Here is a 17,731-nt window from a genome sequence, read left to right on the forward strand (position 1 = left end):
TGCGCCGTCAGTGCGCGTACCGCAGCGTCTGGTAACGGTTCTGCGCGGCATCGCCGACGAGGACCTGCCCGATGAGCGGGCTGCCGGCGCCGGTGATGAGCTTGATGATCTCGGTGGCCATCGCCGTGCCGGCCTGCCCGACGACCGGCCCCAGCACGCCCACCCTGCTGCTCGTCGGTGTCGTGCCCGGCCCGGGCACGACCGGGTGCAGGCTGCGCAGGCTCGTCGCCGGCAGGCCCGCCGGGGGCTGCGACCAGAACACCGCCAGCTGGAAGGCCGTGCCCACGACGGTGCCCCAGACGAGCGGGACCCCGGCGTCGGCGGCCCAGTCGGCCACCAGGTACTTGGCGGTGAAGCTGTCGGTGCAGTCCACGACGACGTCCCAGCAGGTGCCGTGCTCGTCGAGGAAGGCCCGCGTCGCGTGCGGGTACTGCTCGACGCGCACGGCCGAGTTGAGCCCGCCCAGGCGGGCGGCGGCACTGGCCGGCTTGGGTACGCCGACGTCGGCCTCGCCGTGCAGCAGCTGGCGCTGCAGGTTCGACAGCTCGACGACGTCGGAGTCACACACGCCCAGCGTCCCGACCCCCGCGGCGGCCAGGTAGGCCAGTACGGGGGAGCCCAGCCCGCCGGCCCCGATGACGAGGACGCGTGCGGCCGCCAGCCGGGCCTGCCCCTGCTCTCCGATGCCCCGTACGAGCCAGGTGCGGCGCTGGCGGGCCAACGCCGCGTCCCCGAGCGGCTCGACCGGATTGCGCAGCGGGACGCGCACGCTCATGCGATACCGGACCAGACGTGGGTGCCGTCGGGCAGCCACTGGCACTTCCACGCCGGCAGCTCCGCCTTGACGAGGTCGACCAGTTCGCTCGTCGCCGCGAAGGCCTGACCGCGGTGCTCGGCGGCGACGGCCACGACCAGCGCGACGTCACCGACCACGAGCCGGCCGGTGCGGTGCCAGGCGCCGACGGCGTGGACGCCCTCGCGTTCGCCGATGCGGCGGCAGATCTCGTCGAGGATGCGGCCGGCGGTCGGGTGGGCCGAGTAGTCGATGGCCGTGACCGGCCTGCCCGCGTCGTGGTTGCGGACGGCACCGACGAAGCCGGCCACCGCACCGGCGCGGTCGTCCCCGACCCGCTCGCACAGTGCGGCCGGGTCGAGCACCTCTGCGGTGATACCGGACTGAACAGAACTCATGTCGTGCCTTCGGACCTCCGGGCCGGCGGGCCCGGACCAGTGGACGGGTCGGGTGATGACTGGTGCGACGCCGGGGCTCAGCCGCCGGCGAAGGGCGGCAGGACGTCGACGAGCGCGTCCTCGGGGAGCGGGGCGTCGGCGGGGGCGGATTGCTCGTTCACCATGAAGCTGCACACGGCCAGCACGGGCTCCAGCCCCGGGTGGGTCTGGGCCAGGGCGCTGGTCAGCTCGTCGAGACGGGACACCGGCGTGCACTGCTCGGTCTGGGCGCCGGCCGCCTCGGCCGCGCCCCCGAAGTAACGCACCGTGATCATCGGTCCTCCCCGATCGGTTCCTGCCCCGGCCTGGTGCTCACGAGGCCTCGGCCTTCGCCTGCGAGCCCCCGCCGGTGTCGACGGCCTGTTCGTGGTCGGCCAGCTCGCCCTTGACGGTGAAGATGATCTCGCAGCGCAGCGGGTGGTTCACGTCGACCATGATCTGGGAGTCCGCCATGGCGCTCGCGGTGCGCTCGATGACCCGTTCGACCATGCCGGTGCGCATCTCGAGGGCCAGCGAGTCGGGGCAGGACTCGTCGGTGCAGCCGAACGGGCAGCCGAGCAGCACCAGCCCGGTGTCGATCCGCGGATGCGGCTGGGCCGCGAAACCGAGCGAGACGAGGAACAGGCGCATCTTGTTGAGGTGCCCCGCCAGGGTGAAGTCCCCGGAGGGCCGTAGCTGCGTGTGGTCGGGCACGTGCATCATGGCCAGCGCGTCGTCGGCCCAGTAGCGGCCCATCTCGTGGGCCGCCTGACGCGGGTCGGCCACGTGAGCGGTGAGCCAGGTGAACATCGAATGACTGACCTGGGCGAGCATCCGGGCGGGGAAGGCCGGGTCGGCCGGGGTGTAGCTCTGGTAGCCCAGGGCGGGCCTTCCCCGGCCCCTGATCGGCATCTGCTCACAGGTGACCAGGCCGAGGTGGACGAGCGCGTCGAGCGTCTCGCGCACCGAGTTCGGGTGCAGCCCGGACTCGTTCGCCAGCTGGGTGACCGTGACGGGCTCGGCATGTGCGGCGATGCGGCGCAGCAGGGCCTGCTGGGCCGAGGTCAGCTGGGCCATCACCCTGAGCGTCCTGCTCAGATCGGGCACGTCCGCATCGCGCTGATGCCCCTCGTGGCCGCATGCGCAGTCCGCAGGTGCTCGATAGTCACTAGCCATGAGAGGGCCCTTCGGTCGCTGTCCGCTGCTCCGATTCTAAGGTGCCGGGGAAGAACGGACCGTGAATGGGACGTGCCGCGCGTGCGGCTGGGTCGGCCGCGCGCCTGTGGCGGGTTGCCGGTTCAACGCCTCCTCGCGTCGGTCTTCTCGAACGGACGGTCCCAGCCCCTGGCGGCCGGGGCCGAGGCCACCCGGCCGCTCTCGCGGGAGCGGTAGACGACGTTCGGGCGCGTCACGTAGCCGACCGGGGCCGAGACGACGTGGACGAGCTTGGTGAACGGCCAGATGCAGAACAGCAGCATGCCGGCGATGATGTGCAGCTTGAAGGCCATCGGCACGTCGGCCATGAGCTCGGGCTGCGGGTGCAGCATCGGGATGGAGCGGAACCAGACCGAGATCGTCTCGCGGTAGTTGTAGCCGCCGGGGGAGCCGAAGACCTGCGTGCTGAAGGTGGCGATGGCGCCCAGCACGATCGGGATGGTCAGCAGCACGTAGGTGAGGACGTCGGTCCTCGAGGTGTTGAGCCGCACCGATGTCACGACGATGCGGCGGTACAGCAGCCCGAGCAGGCCGATCACGGCGGCGGCGCCGGCGATGGAGCCGGGGATCGTCGCAATGAGGTGGTAGAGGTGGTGCGAGACGCCCAGCGTGTCGGTCAGGCTCTGGGGGATCGCCAGCCCCATGACGTGGCCGATGGCGACGAACAGGATGCCCAGGTGGAACAGCGGTGAACTCCAGCGCAGGATCGTGCTCTCCTGCCACTGGCTCGACTTGCTCGTCCACCCGAACTGGTCGGTGCGGAAGCGCCAGACGAGCCCCACGACGAGCAGGACGATCGACAGATACGGCAGAACGACCCAGGCCAGGATCGAGGCGGCGGACATGGCGTTAGCCCTCCTTCGGGAACGTCGCTGACTCGGACGGGACGGCCCCCGCATCGGCTGCCGGGCGTCCGTCGAGCGGGTTGAGCAGGGTTCCGGACGAGGCGGCCATGCCGCCCGCCGGTCCTGCGGACAGGCCCACGAGCTCGGTCGGCGGGCCCTGGCTGATGAGCTTGTGGTACGAGGCGATGGTCGCGGCGTCGGGCTCGGGCAGGACCGCCACGAGCGCCTCCAGCAGCTCGGCGTAGGGCGATCCGACCTCGACCAGGGCGGCCCGGATGACCTCCAGGCCCTCGCGGTGGGTCTGGAGCAGTTCCTCGCCCATGCCCTGCTCGTCGAGGGCGGCGAACTCGAGGACGATCGGCAGGTAGTCGGTCAGCTCCTCGCGTCGCTGCTCGAAGCCGGCTGCCCGCATGATCTCCCGGAAGGCCCAGATGGCCTGGCCGCGTCCGCGGGTGTCGCCCTCGGCGTAGTAGCTCAGGTACAGCGCGCACCGGCGCCGCTGGTCGAAGGTCTCGACGTAGTGCTCGCGCAGGGAGCGCAGCCCGAGCGTCTCGGTGCGGGCGCAGAACGCCTCGATGTGCCCGGCGACCGGGGCGGGCAGCCCGGCGAGTTCGGCGCGGACGGCTCCGATCTGGTCGGCCAGCTCGTCGGCCGGGTAGTCCAGCAGCAGCGAGCAGGCCATCTCGACGGCCTGCCGCTGGGTGCGGCTGGCCGGCACGTGCCGCCGCACGGGTATGCGCGGCGCCCCCATGAAGACCTCACTCATGCCGGAACCTCCTCGTCGTGGCGGCCTCTCTGCATGAGCGGTGCGGCCACGGGTGATGCTGCAACGACCGTGTGGTGACTGCTCCACCCAGGGAAGGACCCGTTGCCGACCGGGTGATGCTGCAACGATCGGGCGCTGCCGGGAGCTGTCCGCCCTGTTCGGTGAGGGGCTTCTTGCCGGGGTGCCCGGGTGGTGCGGGGGTGCCTTCCCGCCCGCTGCGCCTCGGGGCGTGGCAGCCCCGAGGCGCAGATGCCCGGAGCCGAGCCCTGAAGGCACTCCCCGGCACCACCCTGTACTGCGTCGACAGTTTGGCTGAGTGGGGCTCGGGACCTGCTGTGCCAGGTTCGTGGTTGCGTCCGCAGCGGCTGCACCGGTGGGGCAACCACACGGGGTGCGTGGTCCCCGCAGAACCAATCCCGGTCGGTCCATGCAGCAACTGCACTGACAGGTTGACCGAGCGGGGTGTGGGGTCCCTGCAGAACCAATCCCGGTCGGTCCATGCAGCAACTGCACTGACAGGTTGACCGAGCGGGGTGTGGGGGCCCCTGCAGGGCTCGGCTGCGGGCATCCGACGTCGGCCCGTCGGGGCCGACAGTCGGCGGGCGGGCAGGGGCCCCCACACCCCGCGGTCGCTCAGCGGCGCCCAGCGCGAATGCAGTGGTGGGGTTCTGCGAGAGCAGATGTCCCAGATCCCGCGGAGGTCCCGCGGTGAACGCGGCGGTTGTGGGCTCCTGGGTGGGCAGGGGCTCCCACACCCCGCGGGCGCCCTGCGGTGGGCGTAGCAGTTGTGGGGCCGCTGGAGGCAAGGTGCCGGGGGCGTTCATCACAGCACCTGCAGGGGAATCGACGGGCGGCCGGTGCCGCGGGCCGTCGGGAAGAAGGCGTCGTCGTCGAAACCGCGGATGGGGCAGCCCTCGAGCTGGGCGATGCCGCGCGGCAGCTCCGAGTGCGTCGTCGGGATGACGAAGCGGTCGTCGTACTTGGCGATCGACAGCAGCCGGTACATGTCCTCCATGTCCTGGCCCGTCATGCCGACGGCGGCGGGGATCTCCTCGTCGCCCTCGGCGCCCATGAAGACGTCCCGCAGGTACGAGCGCATCGCGGCCAGGCGGCGCAGCGAGCGCTCCACCGGGGCGGTGTCGCCGGCGGTGAACAGGCCGGCGAGGTACTCCAGCGGGATGCGCATCTGCGCGAGCGCCGACAGCAGCACCCGGTGGTTCTCCCCGTCGCTGCCCGAGGCGGTCACCGCGTCCACGACGGGCGACAGCGGCGGGATGTACCAGACCATCGGCATCGTGCGGTACTCCGGGTGCAGTGGCAGCGCCAGCTCGTAGTCGCTGATGAGCTTGTGGACGGGCGACTCCTGGGCGGCGACGAGCCACGAGTGCGGCACGCCGTTCGCCCTGGCCTGCGAGATCACCTCGGGCTCGTGCGGGTCGAGCAGGATCTCGCGCTGGGCGGCGTACAGCTCGGTCGGCTCCGGCCGCGAGACCGCCCAGTCGACGCGGTCGGCGTCGTAGAGCACGACACCGAGGTAGCGCAGCCGCCCGACGCAGGTCTCGGAGCAGATCGTGGGCTGGCCGGCCTCGAGCCGCGGGTAGCACAGCGTGCACTTCTCGGCCTTGTGGGTCTCGTGGTTGAAGTAGACCTTCTTGTACGGGCAGCCCGACACGCACATGCGCCAGCCGCGGCACTTGTCCTGGTCGACGAGCACGATGCCGTCCTCGGCCCGCTTGTACATGGCGCCCGAGGGGCACACCGAGACGCACGTCGGGTTGAGGCAGTGCTCGCAGATGCGCGGCAGGTAGAACATGAACGAGTCCTCGATGGCCTTCGAGACCTGAAGGTTCATCTGCCGCAGCACCGGGTCGGTGTCGAGCGTCTCCAGCGAGCCGCCGAGGTCGTCGTCCCAGTTGGGGCCCCACTCGATCGTGTCGATCGGCCGGCCGGTGATCTGGGAGCGGGCGCGGGCCGTCGGGATGTTCTTCTGGCCGGCCGGGGCGCCCAGCAGCTTGTCGTAGTCGTAGGTCCACGGCTCGTAGTAGTCGTCCATGCCGGGCAGGTACGGGTTGGCGAAGATCTTCGCCAGCGTCGACAGGTGCCCGCCGAGGCGGGGCACGACCCTGCCGGAGGCGGTGCGCCGCCAGCCGCCGTGCCAGTTCTCCTGGTCCTCCCAGCCGTGCGGGTAGCCGACACCGGGACGGGTCTCCACGTTGTTGAACCACATGTACTCGGTGCCCTCGCGGTTGGTCCACGCCTGCTTGCAGGTGACCGAGCAGGTGTGGCAGCCGATGCACTTGTCCAGGTTCATCACCATGGCGATCTGGGCCATGACCTTCATCAGAACTGCACCTCCTGGCTGCGGCGGCGGATCAGCGTGACCTCGTCACGCTGGTTGCCGGTGGGGCCGTAGTAGTTGAACGCATAGGAGAACTGGGCGTACCCGCCGATGAGGTGGCTCGGCTTGAGGAGGATACGGGTCAGCGAGTTGTGGATGCCGCCGCGGCGGCCGCTGCGCTCGGTGAGCGGGGTGTTCGCCACCCGCTCCTGGGCGTGGTGCATGAACACGGTGCCCTCGGGCACGCGGTGGCTCACGATCGCGCGGGCCGCGACGATGCCGTTGCGGTTGTACGCCTCAACCCACTCGTTGTCGCGCACGCCGATCTTGTCGGCGTCGGCCGGGCTCATCCAGATCGTCTGGCCGCCGCGGCCGAGCGTGAGCATGTGCGGGTTGTCGTAGTACTGGGAGTGGATGGCCCACTTGTTGTGGATCGTCAGATAGCGCACGGCCACCTCGGCGGTGCCCTCGGCCGAGACGCCCTGGTAGCCGACCGGGCGTTCGCCGTACAGCTGCTGCAGGTTCACCGGCGGGCGGAACACGGGCAGGCACTCGCCCATGTCGCGCATCCAGTCGTGGTCGACGTAGAACTGCGGGCGGCCGGTCAGCGTGTGCCACGGCTTGTGGCGCTCCAGGTTCTGCACGAACGCCGAGTAGCGGCGCCCGCCGTGCTCCGAGCCCGACCACTCCGGCGAGGTGATGACCGAGCGCGGCTGGATGACGATGTCGGTGAAGGTGATGCGTTTCTCCTCGTCACCGGCGGACAGGTCGGCCATCGTCGTGCCGGTGCGCTGCTCCAGCGCGCGGAAGCCCTCGGTGGCCAGGCGCCCGTTCGTCGTGCCCGACAGCGCCAGGATCGCGTTGATCGCCTTCTCGTCGGTGTCGAGCAGCGGGCGGCCCTTCCCGGCGCCGCTGCGTGCCCGGCCGTTGCGGTCACCGAGTTCGGCGACCTCGCGGTCGGGATGGTAGGCGATGCCCTTGGTGACCATGCCGGCCCCGTCGGTCAGCGGGCCGAGGGTCTCGAACTTCTCGCCGATCCTCGCGTAGTCGCGTTCGACGCCGACGATCTTCGGCATCGTCACCCCGGGGACCCAGCCCTCGCGGTCGTTCACGGCGCCGCCGGGTGTGGTGAGCTCGTCGGGGCTGTCGTGGCCGAGTGGGGCGGCGACGGCGTCGACGTGCCTGCCCAGGTGCCCGGCGGCCAGCTTCGAGACGAGGTGGGCCAGGGTGCGGTAGAGCTCGAAGTCGGTGCGGGCCTCCCACGGCGGGTCGACGGCCGGGGTGAACGGGTGCACGAAGGGGTGCATGTCGGTGCTCGACAGGTCGTTCTTCTCGTACCAGGTGGCGGCCGGCAGGACGACGTCCGAGTGCAGTGTCGTGCTCGTGTTGCGGAAGTCGGCCGTCCACATGAGGTCGAGCTTGCCGGCGGGCGCCTCCTCGCGCCAGGTCATGGTGACCGGGCGCTGCCCGGGCGGCAGCTCGGTGGCGTTGACGTCGTTGTTGGCGCCGAGCATGTGGCGCAGGAAGAACTCGGTGCCCTTCGCCGAGGAGCCGAGCAGGTTCGTGCGCCAGTTCGCCAGGATGCGCGGCACGTTCTCGTCGGCGTCCGGGTCCTCGGCGGCGAAGTGCAGCCGGCCCGCCGCCAGTTCCTGGGCGACGTACTCGCCCGGGGTCGTGCCGGCCGCGGCGGCGGCGTCGCCGAGGTCGAGCGGGGAGCGGTCGAAGGTCGGGTAGCTCGGCATCCAGCCGCGCTGGGCGGACTCGACGAGACAGTCGGCGGTCGTCTTGCCCGCCAGGGTGCGGGCGCCCAGCGGGCTGGCCATCCGTTCGGCCCGCGCCCCGTCGTAGCGCCACTGGTCGGTGGTCAGGTAGTACCAGCCGGTCGAGATCATCTGCCGGGCCGGGCGCTGCCAGTCGAGGGCGAAGGTGTAGTTCGCCCAGCCGGTGATCGGACGCACCTTCTCCTGGCCGACGTAGTGGGCCCAGCCGCCGCCGTTGACGCCCTGCGTGGCGCACATCGTGGTGAGCGCCAGGAAGGTGCGGTAGATCGTGTCGGAGTGGAGGTAGTGGTTGGTGCCGGCGCCCATGAGGATCATCGAGCGGCCGCCCGACTCGATCGCGTTGAGCGCGAACTCGCGGCCGATCTTGACGGCCGCGCCCGCCTCGACGCCGGTCAGTTCGGCCTGCCAGGCCGGGGTGCCGCAGGTGGAGGCGTCGTCGTAGCCGGTCGGCCACTCGCCCGGCAGGTCCCCGCGGCCCACCGCGTAGTGGGCCAGCAGGATGTCGTAGACGGTGGTGACGAGCCTGCCGTTGACGCGGCGGGCGGGCACGCCGCGGCGCACCACGCCGGCGCCGATGCTGACCTGACCGTCATCGGCGGGCAGGTCGAAGCGCGGCAGCAGGATCTGGGCGGGCTCCCAGTCGTCGGTGTCCATGAGCGACATGACCGGGTCGACGCCGTCCAGGTTGAGGTTCCAGTGCCCGGCGCCCTGGGGGCCGAAGTGGTCGGCCAGCGTGCCGCCGGGGTCCTTGACGGTGCCGTCGGTGTCGAGGACGAGGGGACGGAATGCGGGATTGTCGGTGCGCTCGCAGGTGCCGGCCGGCATCTTGTCGGCGGTGAGGAACTTGCCGGGGACGAAGGCCGGCGCCTCGCCGAGGCCGCCGGCGCCCGCGCGGGCCGTCTCGTCGGCCTCGTCGAGCTCGATGAGGAAGGGCGCGTCGGAGAAGCGTTTCATGTAGTCTAGGAACATGGGCTCGCGGCGTCCCACGTGGAACTCGCTGAGGATGACGTGGCCCATCGCGAGGGCCAGGGCGCCGTCGGTGCCGGGGGCCACCCGCAGCCAGTCGTCGGCGAACTTGGTGTTGTCGGCGAAGTCGGGGCTCACGACGACGACCTTCTGACCGTGGTAGCGGGCCTCGACCATGAAGTGCGCGTCGGGCGTGCGGGTCAGCGGCACGTTCGAGCCCCACATGATGAGGTACTGGCTGTTGAACCAGTCACCGGACTCTGGCACATCGGTCTGGTCGCCGAAGACCTGCGGGCTCGCCGGAGGCAGGTCGGCGTACCAGTCGTAGAAGCTGAGCATCGTCGCGCCGATGAGCTCGTGGAAGCGGGCCCCCGCGCCGTAGGACAGCATGCTCATGGCGGGGATGACGGAGAAGCCGGCGATGCGGTCGGGGCCGAAGGTCTTGATCGTGTGCACATAGGCGGCGGCGACGATCTCGGTGGCCTCGGACCAGCTCACCCGCACCATGCCGCCGGTGCCGCGGGCACTCTTGTAGGCCTTCGCCGTGACCGGGTCGCCGACGACCGCGGCCCACGCGTCCACGGGGTCGCCCAGCCGCTGCTTGGCCTCGCGGTAGGCCTCCAGCAGGACGCTGCGCACGTACGGGTACTTGATGCGGGTGGGGGAGTACTCGTACCAGCTGAACGAGGCGCCGCGCGGGCAGCCGCGGGGCTCGTACTCGGGCATGTTCGGCCCGGTGCCGGGGTAGTCGGTGAACTGGGACTCCCAGGTGATGATCCCGTCCTTGACGTAGACCTGCCACGAGCACGAGCCGGTGCAGTTCACCCCGTGCGTGGAGCGGGCGATCTTGTCGTAGCTCCAGCGCTGGCGGTAGAAGGCGTCGGCCGCCCGGCCGCCTTCGAGGAAGATCTGGCGGCCGGAGGCGTCCGTCCTGCCGCGGCGCAGCCACGAGCCCATGCGCAGGAGCGGCGAGGCCTTGGCAGAGTCGTCGCCGGTTCGTGAGGCCTTGGCCCCCGTGGTGCCGGGGCGGGCCTGCCCGCCGGCGGGGCTGTCGCTGATGTCGGTGCTCATGGCGAGACTCCTTGAGGGATTGAGCTCTGAGGGGGCCGGCCGGTCAGCCGGGGAAGGGTGCCTTGGGGCGGGCGTACTGCACCCAGCAGATGACGGCGCAGACGGCGGCGTAGCCCGCGCAGATCCAGAACCAGGTGCTCGCCGCCATGCTCGACAGGGCCACGCCGACGAAGAAGGGGCCGAACGAGGCGATGGCGGCGGTGAAGCCGATGGCCCCGCCCGCCTGGCGCTGGGGCATGATCATCGGCATCTGCTTGAAGGTGCCGGCGTTGCCGATGCCGCTGAAGAAGAAGAACACGAGCATCGCCCACAGGAAGCCGGGGAACTGGCCGGGGTCGCTCGGGTTGAGGAACAGGGCCGCCCAGACGAGGGTGCCGGCGACGCCGACGCCCGAGACGAAGGTCCACAGGGCGCCGCCGAAGCGGTCGCACAGCGGGCCCCAGGCGACCCGGACGATCGAGGCGATGAGCGGGCCGAGGAAGGCGTAGGTGGCGCCGGTGGGCAGGTCCGGCATGCCGGCGAACCGGCTCGTCGCGCCGTAGGTGTTGTTGATGAGCAGGCCGAACTGGGCGCTGAAGCCGCTGAACAGGCCGAAGGTCATGACGTACAGCAGCGTCATCAGCCAGGTGTTCGGGTTGCCGAAGATGTCGATCTGCTGACGGACGTTGGCCTTGACCGGCACGTCCTTGAGGAAGACGAACGCCAGGATGGCGGCAACGATGGCCCACGGCACGAAGAAGATCGCCGCGTTGTGCACCCACAGGTCGCCGCTGCTGGTGTGCTGCGGGGCGATCCAGGTGATGCCGAACAGGCCGAAGGTCATGAGGACCGGGCCGACCATCTGGATGACCGACATGCCGAGGTTTCCGATGCCGGCCTGAAGGTTGAGGGCGGTGCCCGACAGGCGCTTCGGGAAGAAGTAGCCGGTGCTGGGCATGTAGCCCGAGAAGGTGCCGCCGCCGATGCCGCAGGCGATGGCTAGGGCGATGAGGACGCCGTAGGCGGTGCCGGGGTTCTGAACGGCGAAGAACCAGCCGACCATCGGGATGACGTACAGCAGGGAACTCCAGCCGACCAGTCGGCGGGTGCCGACGACCGGGGGCAGGAACATGTAGATGAGGCGGATGATGCCGCCGGACAGGCCCGGCATGGCGGTGAGCCAGTACAGCTGGCTCGTCGTGAGGTCGAAGCCGATCGCGCCCAGTCGCGGGGCGATGGCGCTGACGAGGAACCAGACGCAGAAGGCGAGGATCATCGAGTAGGTCGATATCGCCAGGGTGCGCCAGGCGAGCCTGGAGTCCCAGCTGGACTCGTCCTCGGGATTCCAGTCGGTCATGACGTGTTTGGACGCCGACTGGCTCTTCGCGGCGGACATGATCTTCCTCTCGCTCGCCGGGATCGTGCGCCTCGAACTGACGGTCACGGCACTGGACCGTCGGCGCATGGGAAATAAACCCGGATTTACTGCCAAAAATAGTGCTTTGGCGGCTCCGGGGGCCACTCGGCGCGACGGGTGCGGTGGCGTTCGTCCGGCGCCTGCGGACGAGGCCGTCGCCCCCACCGTGCTGCGGGGTCCTCTCCCCGGGTCCGCCCGAAGCGTCCCCGGCCATTGGTGAGCCGAACCTTCGCCCAGCTGTGGCAGGTGTCGGCCGGCCAGGGTGGGCCGGTGCGGTCCACAACGGGGTGGTCAGGGGATATTCAGCCGCCGATGCGGCTCATGGTGCGGCTGGGGGCGGCGAACTCGCTGTTGTTGAGGCCGTGGGCTGCCGGCTTCGCCCACATCGCGTCCCGCCAGGCCCGGGCGATCATGGCGTCGTCGGCGCCGGCTCGGAGAGGGCCACGCAGGTCTGTTTCGCTTGTCGAGAAAAGGCAGCTGCGCAGCTGCCCGTCCGCCGTCAGCCGGGTGCGGTCGCAGGCCTCGCAGAAGGGGGCGCTCACCGAGGCGATGATGCCGACCGTGCGGGTGGGGTCGCCGTCCACCTGCCACAGGCGGGCCGGGGCGTGCGGGTCCTGCGCAGGCGCCGGGCTCAGGCGGTGCGTGGCGCCGAGCAGGGCGAGGATGTCCTCACCGGTGACGAGTCGGTCGCGCCGCCAGGCATCGAGCGGGCCGATCGGCATCTGCTCGATGAAGCGCAGCTGGACGCCCGCATCGAGGCAGAAGTCGAGCAGCGCCGGGGCGTCGGTGTCGTTGACCCCGCGCAGCAGCACCGCGTTGACCTTCACCGGCCTCAGCCCGGCGCGCTGGGCCGCGGCGAGCCCGGCCAGCACGTCGGGCAGCCGGTCGCGGTGGGTGATCCGCGCGTAGTGCTCGGCGTCGAGCGTGTCGAGCGAGACGTTGACGCGGCTCAGGCCGGCCTCCGCCAGGGCCTGCGCCCGGTGTTCGAGGCCGAGGCCGTTCGTGGTGAGAGCCAGCTCGGGCGCCGGCCCCTGGTCGGTGCGCAGCTCGGCGGCAGCGGCGATGATCGACTCAAGACCACGGCGCAGCAGCGGTTCACCGCCGGTGAAACGGATCGTGCGGATCCCCAGCCGTTCGACGCCGATGCGGCACAGCCGGACGACCTCCTCGCCGGTGAGGGTCTGCTCGGTGGGCAGCCAGTCCAGGCCCTCGGGCGGCATGCAGTAGCTGCAGCGCAGGGTGCAGCGGTCGGTGAGCGAGACGCGCAGATCGCGGGCGACCCGGCCGAACCGGTCGACGAGGGGGCCTGCCGCGGCGCCGTGCTGCTGCGCGTTCATGCCTGCGACTCTAACCGCGCGACGGACCCTGCCGGGAGTGCGGCGAGGCGGGCCGGGCGCGGGTTGGTCGCCGGCGTCGCCCGCTCCGGGTCCGCGCCGTCGCGTCCTCCGCGGTCTCGACGGTGGCCGGCTCCCGGACTCGTCCTCGCGGCCGGGCGGTTTCGAGCGGGGTGCCCGCCTCGCGGGCATGTCACGAGAACCGGCGGAACACAGTGGGTGGCGCGGACCGGGTCCGTCGGGGAGGGCCAGTGCGGCATGATCGGGGCATGAGCACGGGTGCGGGGCAGGTCGCCGTCGGCCGGACCGGCGCGGTCGTCCATGCGGTCGTGATCGCCGGCGGCAGCGGCGAACGTCTCGGCGGGATGAGCAAGGCCGACATCGCCCTGGGCGGGCGGCGGCTGCTCGACCTGGTGCTGGACGGCCTGGATGCCGTCGTGGACGGGGCCCTCGTCGTTGTCGCGCCCGGCTCCGTCCAGGTGCCCGAGGGGTGCCGGCGCACCTTGGAGGACCCGCCGGGCGGCGGTCCGCTGGCCGGTGTCGCGGCGGGCCTGGCCGCATTGCCCGAGGCGATCGGCCAGGACGAGCTGGTGTTCGTGTGCGGCGTCGACACCCCGGCGGTCGGTGCGCTCGCCCCGCCCCTGGTTCGGGCGCTGTCCCGGCACCCGGGCAGCGACGGCGCGGTCCCCGTCGGCGGCGCGCCCGAGCCCTATCGGCAGTACCTGCAGGGTCTGTACCGGCGCGGACCGCTCGCCCGACTGCTCGCCGCTGCGCCGACCCGCGACCGCGGGGTGACCCGGACGCTGCGCGTCCTCGACCTCGTCGAGGTGCCCGTACCGGCCGACGTGTGCCGTGACCTCGACAGCCCGGCCGACCTGGCCTGGTGGGCCGACCGGCTGGGCGGCTGAGGCCGGTCGCCGGACGGGCGGGCAACGTGCCGTGACACCCTGTGCCGACTGCTGTCCTGCTGCTCGACCCGGTGCTGGGCAACCAGGTGGTTGACAAGGTATGACCAGTCCCCTGCGGCCCGGCGTCGGAGGGTCTGGATGACTGACCCGAGGATGGCGAAATGGAGCGTAGCTGGTTGGCAAAATGACTGATTCGAGGATGGCAGAATGGAGCGTAGCTGGTTGGCGAAATGGTCGATTGAGCGTTGGTGGATGACTGAGAGGGGATGCGCCCATGCTGGCTACGCCCGGCGGTGACGCCTCGGACGGCTATCTGCCGCGTTATCTGGACAGCGAGATCGAGGAGCTCCTCAACGAACTCCCGGCATTGGCCATCGATGGCGCCAAGGGGGTCGGCAAGACCGAGACCGCCTCTCGACACGTCGACGACGTTCTCGAACTCGACTCCCCCGAGGTGCGCCAGCTCGTCGAGCTGGACATGACGACCCAGTTGCAACGCGCCGAGCGGTTGTGCGTGGACGAGTGGCAGAAGTACCCGCCGGTCTGGGATGGCGTGCGCAGGCTCGTCGACAAGGGCGCAGCGACCAGGTTCGTCCTGACTGGTAGCGCCACGCCGACGACCGGCGACACCCATTCAGGGGCGGGCCGTATCGTCTCGGTGCGATTGCGCCCGTTGTCGCTTGCGGAACGCAGGTCGACCACTCCGACGATCTTCCTGTCCGAGCTGTTCGCGGGAGCTGCCCGGATCGGCGGTGAGACGGACTTCCAGGCCGCCGACTACGCACGGGAGATCTGCGCCAGCGGTCTTCCGGGGATCAACCCACTGTCGCCGCGGGCGCGCCGAGCAGCATTGGACGGTTACGTAGAGCGGATCATCGACCGTGACATCCCCGAGCTCGGTGCCACGGTGCGCCACCCGGCCTCGCTGAGGGCATGGCTGAGCGCCTTCGCCGCGGCGTCCTCGACGACTGCTGGCCATGCGACCCTGATGCGGGCGGTCACTCCGGGGGAGCCCGCCATGCCGGCCAGGAGCACGGCCCGGGTGTACAAGGAACTGCTGGCCAGGCTGTGGATCCTCGACCCGATTCCCGCTTGGCTGCCGACGATGGCGCCATTGTCACGTCTGACGAAGGGGGACAAGCACCAACTGTGCGATCCCGGCTTGGCGGCACACCTGTTGGGTGTCACCGAGCAGAAGCTGCTCAGCGGTGTCGCCGGCTCGGGTGAGGTTTTCGGTCAGCTCTTCGAGTCTCTGGCGGCCCTGTCCCTGCGGGCCGCGGCCAGCGGCTGTGAGGCCAAGGTGCACCACCTGCGAACACGCGACGGCGTGCACGAGGTCGACCTGATCGTCGAACGGTTCGACGGCCCGGTCATCGCCTTCGAGGTCAAACTCGCCAGGGTCGTCGGAGACCACGAGGTGCGGCACCTGAACTGGCTCGGTGACCAGCTGGGCGGCCGACTGGTGGACAAGGTGGTGCTCACCGCCGGGCGGGCCGCCTTCCGGCGCCCGGACGGTGTGGCGGTCATCCCCTTGGCGATGCTCGGCTGACCCCTGCCGTCCGGCCGACGCTGCGCTGGCCACCGAATGTGGGAACGGCCTTCGTCCAGGTCGTGTGCCGCCGCGCCGCCCCTGGCGGCCTCCGGGCGTCAAGGCGGGGTCATACCATTCCTCGGGCGGCGGCTGGCCTAAAGTGGCGATGAGGTGTGTTCGCAGCGATCCGGGCCCTGAACGCAGGTGCGACGACACATGCCCGGGGCGCGCAGAGAGGACGATAGATGCCCGACCGCAACGACTTCGACCTGTCGCAGATCACCGCAGCCGTCATCGTCATGAGCGACCGGGTGATCTCGGGTGAGCGCCCGAACAGCGCAGGGGAGGCCTGCCGCGACCGGCTCCTGGCCGAGGGCCTGTCCGACGTCGCGCTCAGCGTCGTCCCCGAGCTGAGGCGCCTCCTCGACGAGGAACTTCGCGCGGCGATCACCGCCGGCCGGCGCCTCGTCATCGTGCTGGGCGGCACCGGGTTCCGCCACAACAACGACGCCCCCGAGGCCATCCGTGAGCTGGTCGAGGTGGAACTGCCCGGCGTCGCCGAACTGATCCGCGCCCACGGTGCGGAGCACAGCCCGCTGGCCCCGCTCTCACGCGAGGTCGTCGGCGTCACCGGCAAGGACCCCGACGCGGCCCTGCTCCTCTGCTCACCCGGCTCCAAGGGCGGCATGAACGACACGCTCGACGTCCTGCTGCCGCTGCTGCGCCACGTCTACATCCAGCTCGCCGAGAGCTGAACTACACCGGGGCTCAGAATGAGCCCGATGAACGACGTGTCGACGTAGTGGATCACACTTCCTCACGATCTTCCTTGAGCAGTTGCTCAAGTGTCACGCCTGACGGCATCGAGTGCCGGGCCCATGGGGTGTGGGTTCTTCGCTGGGGATTTGTGGCTCTGCCCTCGCGGACGAGGCGTTCAAAAGGAGTCGGAGCCGAGCGCCGAAGCGGGGAGCGGCAGGGCGCCTTGTCGATCCGCTGATGCGGGTCAAACTCGCGGAATCATCCGATTTTGCTATGGTTTCTTCGTGCCAATGCATCGCATTTCCGACATCAGCAGGCTGCTCGGGGTCTCGGACGACACGGTGCGCCGCTGGATCAGCACCGGCCTCGTGCAGGCTTGCCAGGACGACCAGCACGTGCTGCGCGTCGACGGCGCCTCGCTGGCCGAGCACCTGCTCGCCCAGCAGCACGACCACGCCGGCCTCGAGGACGGCTCACGGTTCCAGTCGGCGCGCAACCACATCCAGGGCATCGTCACCGCCATCAAGTCCGACCCGGTCATGAGCCAGGTCGACCTCGTGAGCGGAAACTCCCGCATCGTCTCGCTCATCTCCACCGAGGCCGTCGAGGCCCTCGGGCTCGAGGTGGGTTCCATCGCGGTGGCCCAGGTGAAGGCGACCAACGTCTCCCTCGAACTGCCCGTCACCGCCTAGCGCCGTCCAGACCCGGACCGCCGATACCGCACCGCCCGGCCGTAGACGGCTCACCGGAGCACCGTCGCTGCGGCCGGTTCGCCACCGACGTCGCACAGCCCCGCAGCACGGGACACTCACACCCAAGGAGCACCATGAGACTCTCCCACCGCATCGGGGCCGCCGGCCTCGCCGTCGCACTCGCCGCGGCCCTGGCCGGCTGCTCGTCCGAGGACTCGGCCTCGGACTCCTCTGCGGCAAAGACCACTGTCCTCACCGTCTACGCCGCCGCCTCGCTGACGGCCGGCTACGACGAGATGGCCGCCGCCTTCGAGGCCGAGCATCCCGGCGTCGACGTCCAGTTCAACTACGCCGGCTCCCAGACCCTCGTCGACCAGCTCATCCAGGGCGCCCCCGCCGACGTGCTGGCCACCGCCAACACCTCGACGATGCGCAAGGCCGTCGACGCCGGCGCCGTCGGCGAGACCACCGAGTTCGCCACCAATGTCCTCACGCTCATCACACCCGCCGGAAACCCGGCCGGTGTCACGGGGCTGGACGACTCGCTCGACGCCGCGCAGCTCGTCATCTGCGCGCCCGAGGTGCCCTGCGGCTCGGCCATCCGGCAGCTGACCGAGTTGCTCGGCGTCACCCTCAACCCGGTGAGCGAGGAGCAGCAGGTCACCGATGTGGTCGGCAAGGTCACCAGTGGTGAGGCCACCGCCGGAATCGTCTACCGCACCGACGCCATGGAGGCCGGCGAGCAGGTCACCGAGGTGCCGATCGAGGGCGCCGACCAGGTCGTCAACCACTACCCGATCGCCACCGTCAACGAGAGCGAGCACGCCGAGCTGGCCCAGCAGTTCGTCGACCACGTGCTCTCCGAGGCGGGGCAGGCCACGTTGAGCAAGTACGGCTTCAGCCCGGCCGCCTGACGGCGG

15 protein-coding genes are annotated in these 17,731 nt (G+C 70.7%); 5 read left to right on the forward strand and 10 right to left on the reverse strand.

What is annotated here, in order from left to right; all coding sequences use genetic code 11:
• Positions 1–7 precede the first annotated feature (7 nt).
• The 10 genes from D9T14_RS10015 to moaA all read right to left on the reverse strand — a co-directional run bounded on the left by D9T14_RS10015 (position 8) and on the right by moaA (position 12,924).
• Complete coding sequence (locus D9T14_RS10015) at positions 8–775, reverse strand: HesA/MoeB/ThiF family protein (RefSeq protein WP_119162288.1); 768 nt, start codon at positions 773–775, stop codon at positions 8–10.
• Positions 772–1,191, reverse strand: a complete 420-nt coding sequence (locus tag D9T14_RS10020) for a molybdenum cofactor biosynthesis protein MoaE (RefSeq protein WP_119162289.1) — start codon at positions 1,189–1,191, stop codon at positions 772–774. The genes D9T14_RS10015 and D9T14_RS10020 overlap by 4 nt, the downstream gene beginning before the upstream one ends.
• 77 nt (positions 1,192–1,268) lie before the next feature.
• The gene (locus D9T14_RS10025; protein WP_119162290.1) at positions 1,269–1,505 is read right to left on the reverse strand and encodes a MoaD/ThiS family protein; all 237 of its coding nucleotides are present in this window, start codon (positions 1,503–1,505) and stop codon (positions 1,269–1,271) included.
• Positions 1,506–1,542: 37 nt separating this feature from the next.
• Positions 1,543–2,385: a helix-turn-helix transcriptional regulator gene (locus tag D9T14_RS10030; RefSeq protein ID WP_119162291.1), complete on the reverse strand. Its 843-nt coding sequence runs from the start codon at positions 2,383–2,385 to the stop codon at positions 1,543–1,545.
• Positions 2,386–2,507: 122 nt separating this feature from the next.
• Positions 2,508–3,269 carry a respiratory nitrate reductase subunit gamma gene (gene narI / locus D9T14_RS10035; RefSeq protein WP_119162292.1) on the reverse strand — a complete coding sequence of 254 codons (762 nt, stop codon included), beginning with the start codon at positions 3,267–3,269 and terminating at the stop codon, positions 2,508–2,510.
• Between the two features lie 4 nt (positions 3,270–3,273).
• Entirely contained in the window at positions 3,274–3,951 is a 678-nt protein-coding gene (gene narJ, locus D9T14_RS10040) for a nitrate reductase molybdenum cofactor assembly chaperone (protein ID WP_197720678.1), read from the reverse strand.
• Between the two features lie 907 nt (positions 3,952–4,858).
• Positions 4,859–6,376: a nitrate reductase subunit beta gene (gene narH / locus D9T14_RS10045; RefSeq protein ID WP_119162294.1), complete on the reverse strand. Its 1,518-nt coding sequence runs from the start codon at positions 6,374–6,376 to the stop codon at positions 4,859–4,861.
• Positions 6,376–10,077: a nitrate reductase subunit alpha gene (locus tag D9T14_RS10050; RefSeq protein WP_119162314.1), complete on the reverse strand. Its 3,702-nt coding sequence runs from the start codon at positions 10,075–10,077 to the stop codon at positions 6,376–6,378. The genes narH and D9T14_RS10050 overlap by 1 nt, the downstream gene beginning before the upstream one ends.
• 157 nt (positions 10,078–10,234) lie before the next feature.
• The gene (locus D9T14_RS10055; RefSeq protein WP_182482076.1) at positions 10,235–11,566 is read right to left on the reverse strand and encodes a nitrate/nitrite transporter; all 1,332 of its coding nucleotides are present in this window, start codon (positions 11,564–11,566) and stop codon (positions 10,235–10,237) included.
• A gap of 323 nt (positions 11,567–11,889) precedes the next feature.
• The gene (gene moaA / locus D9T14_RS10060; protein ID WP_119162295.1) at positions 11,890–12,924 is read right to left on the reverse strand and encodes a GTP 3',8-cyclase MoaA; all 1,035 of its coding nucleotides are present in this window, start codon (positions 12,922–12,924) and stop codon (positions 11,890–11,892) included.
• 248 nt (positions 12,925–13,172) lie between these two features.
• Here moaA and mobA point away from each other — a divergent pair, with 248 nt between their 5' ends.
• The 5 genes from mobA (at position 13,173) to modA (ending at position 17,725) form a co-directional block, all read left to right on the forward strand.
• Positions 13,173–13,829, forward strand: a complete 657-nt coding sequence (gene mobA, locus D9T14_RS10065; protein WP_374955796.1) for a molybdenum cofactor guanylyltransferase — start codon at positions 13,173–13,175, stop codon at positions 13,827–13,829.
• A 274-nt stretch (positions 13,830–14,103) separates the two neighbouring features.
• Positions 14,104–15,378 (forward strand): ATP-binding protein, encoded by a 1,275-nt coding sequence (locus D9T14_RS10070; protein WP_119162297.1) that lies wholly within the window; start codon positions 14,104–14,106, stop codon positions 15,376–15,378.
• Between the two features lie 227 nt (positions 15,379–15,605).
• Complete coding sequence (locus tag D9T14_RS10075; protein ID WP_119162298.1) at positions 15,606–16,115, forward strand: molybdopterin-binding protein; 510 nt, start codon at positions 15,606–15,608, stop codon at positions 16,113–16,115.
• A gap of 294 nt (positions 16,116–16,409) precedes the next feature.
• Positions 16,410–16,811, forward strand: a complete 402-nt coding sequence (locus D9T14_RS10080; RefSeq protein WP_119162299.1) for a TOBE domain-containing protein — start codon at positions 16,410–16,412, stop codon at positions 16,809–16,811.
• Positions 16,812–16,945: 134 nt separating this feature from the next.
• On the forward strand, positions 16,946–17,725 hold the full coding sequence (gene modA / locus D9T14_RS10085; protein ID WP_119162300.1) for a molybdate ABC transporter substrate-binding protein: 780 nt from the start codon (positions 16,946–16,948) through the stop codon (positions 17,723–17,725).
• Positions 17,726–17,731: the final 6 nt, after the last annotated feature.

The sequence above is a fragment of the Propionibacterium australiense genome, from assembly GCF_003666605.1.
Lineage (GTDB): Bacteria > Actinomycetota > Actinomycetes > Propionibacteriales > Propionibacteriaceae > Propionibacterium > Propionibacterium australiense.

What these genes read in the sequence shown, in the direction of transcription:
- D9T14_RS10015 (WP_119162288.1), bottom strand. Translation starts at nt 775, where the DNA reads ATGAGCGTGCGCGTCCCGCTGCGCAATCCGGTCGAGCCGCTCGGGGAC.
- D9T14_RS10020 (WP_119162289.1), bottom strand. Translation starts at nt 1,191, where the DNA reads ATGAGTTCTGTTCAGTCCGGTATCACCGCAGAGGTGCTCGACCCGGCC.
- D9T14_RS10025 (WP_119162290.1), bottom strand. Translation starts at nt 1,505, where the DNA reads ATGATCACGGTGCGTTACTTCGGGGGCGCGGCCGAGGCGGCCGGCGCC.
- D9T14_RS10030 (WP_119162291.1), bottom strand. Translation starts at nt 2,385, where the DNA reads ATGGCTAGTGACTATCGAGCACCTGCGGACTGCGCATGCGGCCACGAG.
- narI (WP_119162292.1), bottom strand. Translation starts at nt 3,269, where the DNA reads ATGTCCGCCGCCTCGATCCTGGCCTGGGTCGTTCTGCCGTATCTGTCG.
- narJ (WP_197720678.1), bottom strand. Translation starts at nt 3,951, where the DNA reads ATGGCCTGCTCGCTGCTGCTGGACTACCCGGCCGACGAGCTGGCCGAC.
- narH (WP_119162294.1), bottom strand. Translation starts at nt 6,376, where the DNA reads ATGAAGGTCATGGCCCAGATCGCCATGGTGATGAACCTGGACAAGTGC.
- D9T14_RS10050 (WP_119162314.1), bottom strand. Translation starts at nt 10,077, where the DNA reads ATGGGCTCGTGGCTGCGCCGCGGCAGGACGGACGCCTCCGGCCGCCAG.
- D9T14_RS10055 (WP_182482076.1), bottom strand. Translation starts at nt 11,566, where the DNA reads ATGTCCGCCGCGAAGAGCCAGTCGGCGTCCAAACACGTCATGACCGAC.
- moaA (WP_119162295.1), bottom strand. Translation starts at nt 12,924, where the DNA reads ATGAACGCGCAGCAGCACGGCGCCGCGGCAGGCCCCCTCGTCGACCGG.
- D9T14_RS10070 (WP_119162297.1), top strand. Translation starts at nt 14,104, where the DNA reads ATGCTGGCTACGCCCGGCGGTGACGCCTCGGACGGCTATCTGCCGCGT.
- D9T14_RS10075 (WP_119162298.1), top strand. Translation starts at nt 15,606, where the DNA reads ATGCCCGACCGCAACGACTTCGACCTGTCGCAGATCACCGCAGCCGTC.
- D9T14_RS10080 (WP_119162299.1), top strand. Translation starts at nt 16,410, where the DNA reads ATGCATCGCATTTCCGACATCAGCAGGCTGCTCGGGGTCTCGGACGAC.
- modA (WP_119162300.1), top strand. Translation starts at nt 16,946, where the DNA reads ATGAGACTCTCCCACCGCATCGGGGCCGCCGGCCTCGCCGTCGCACTC.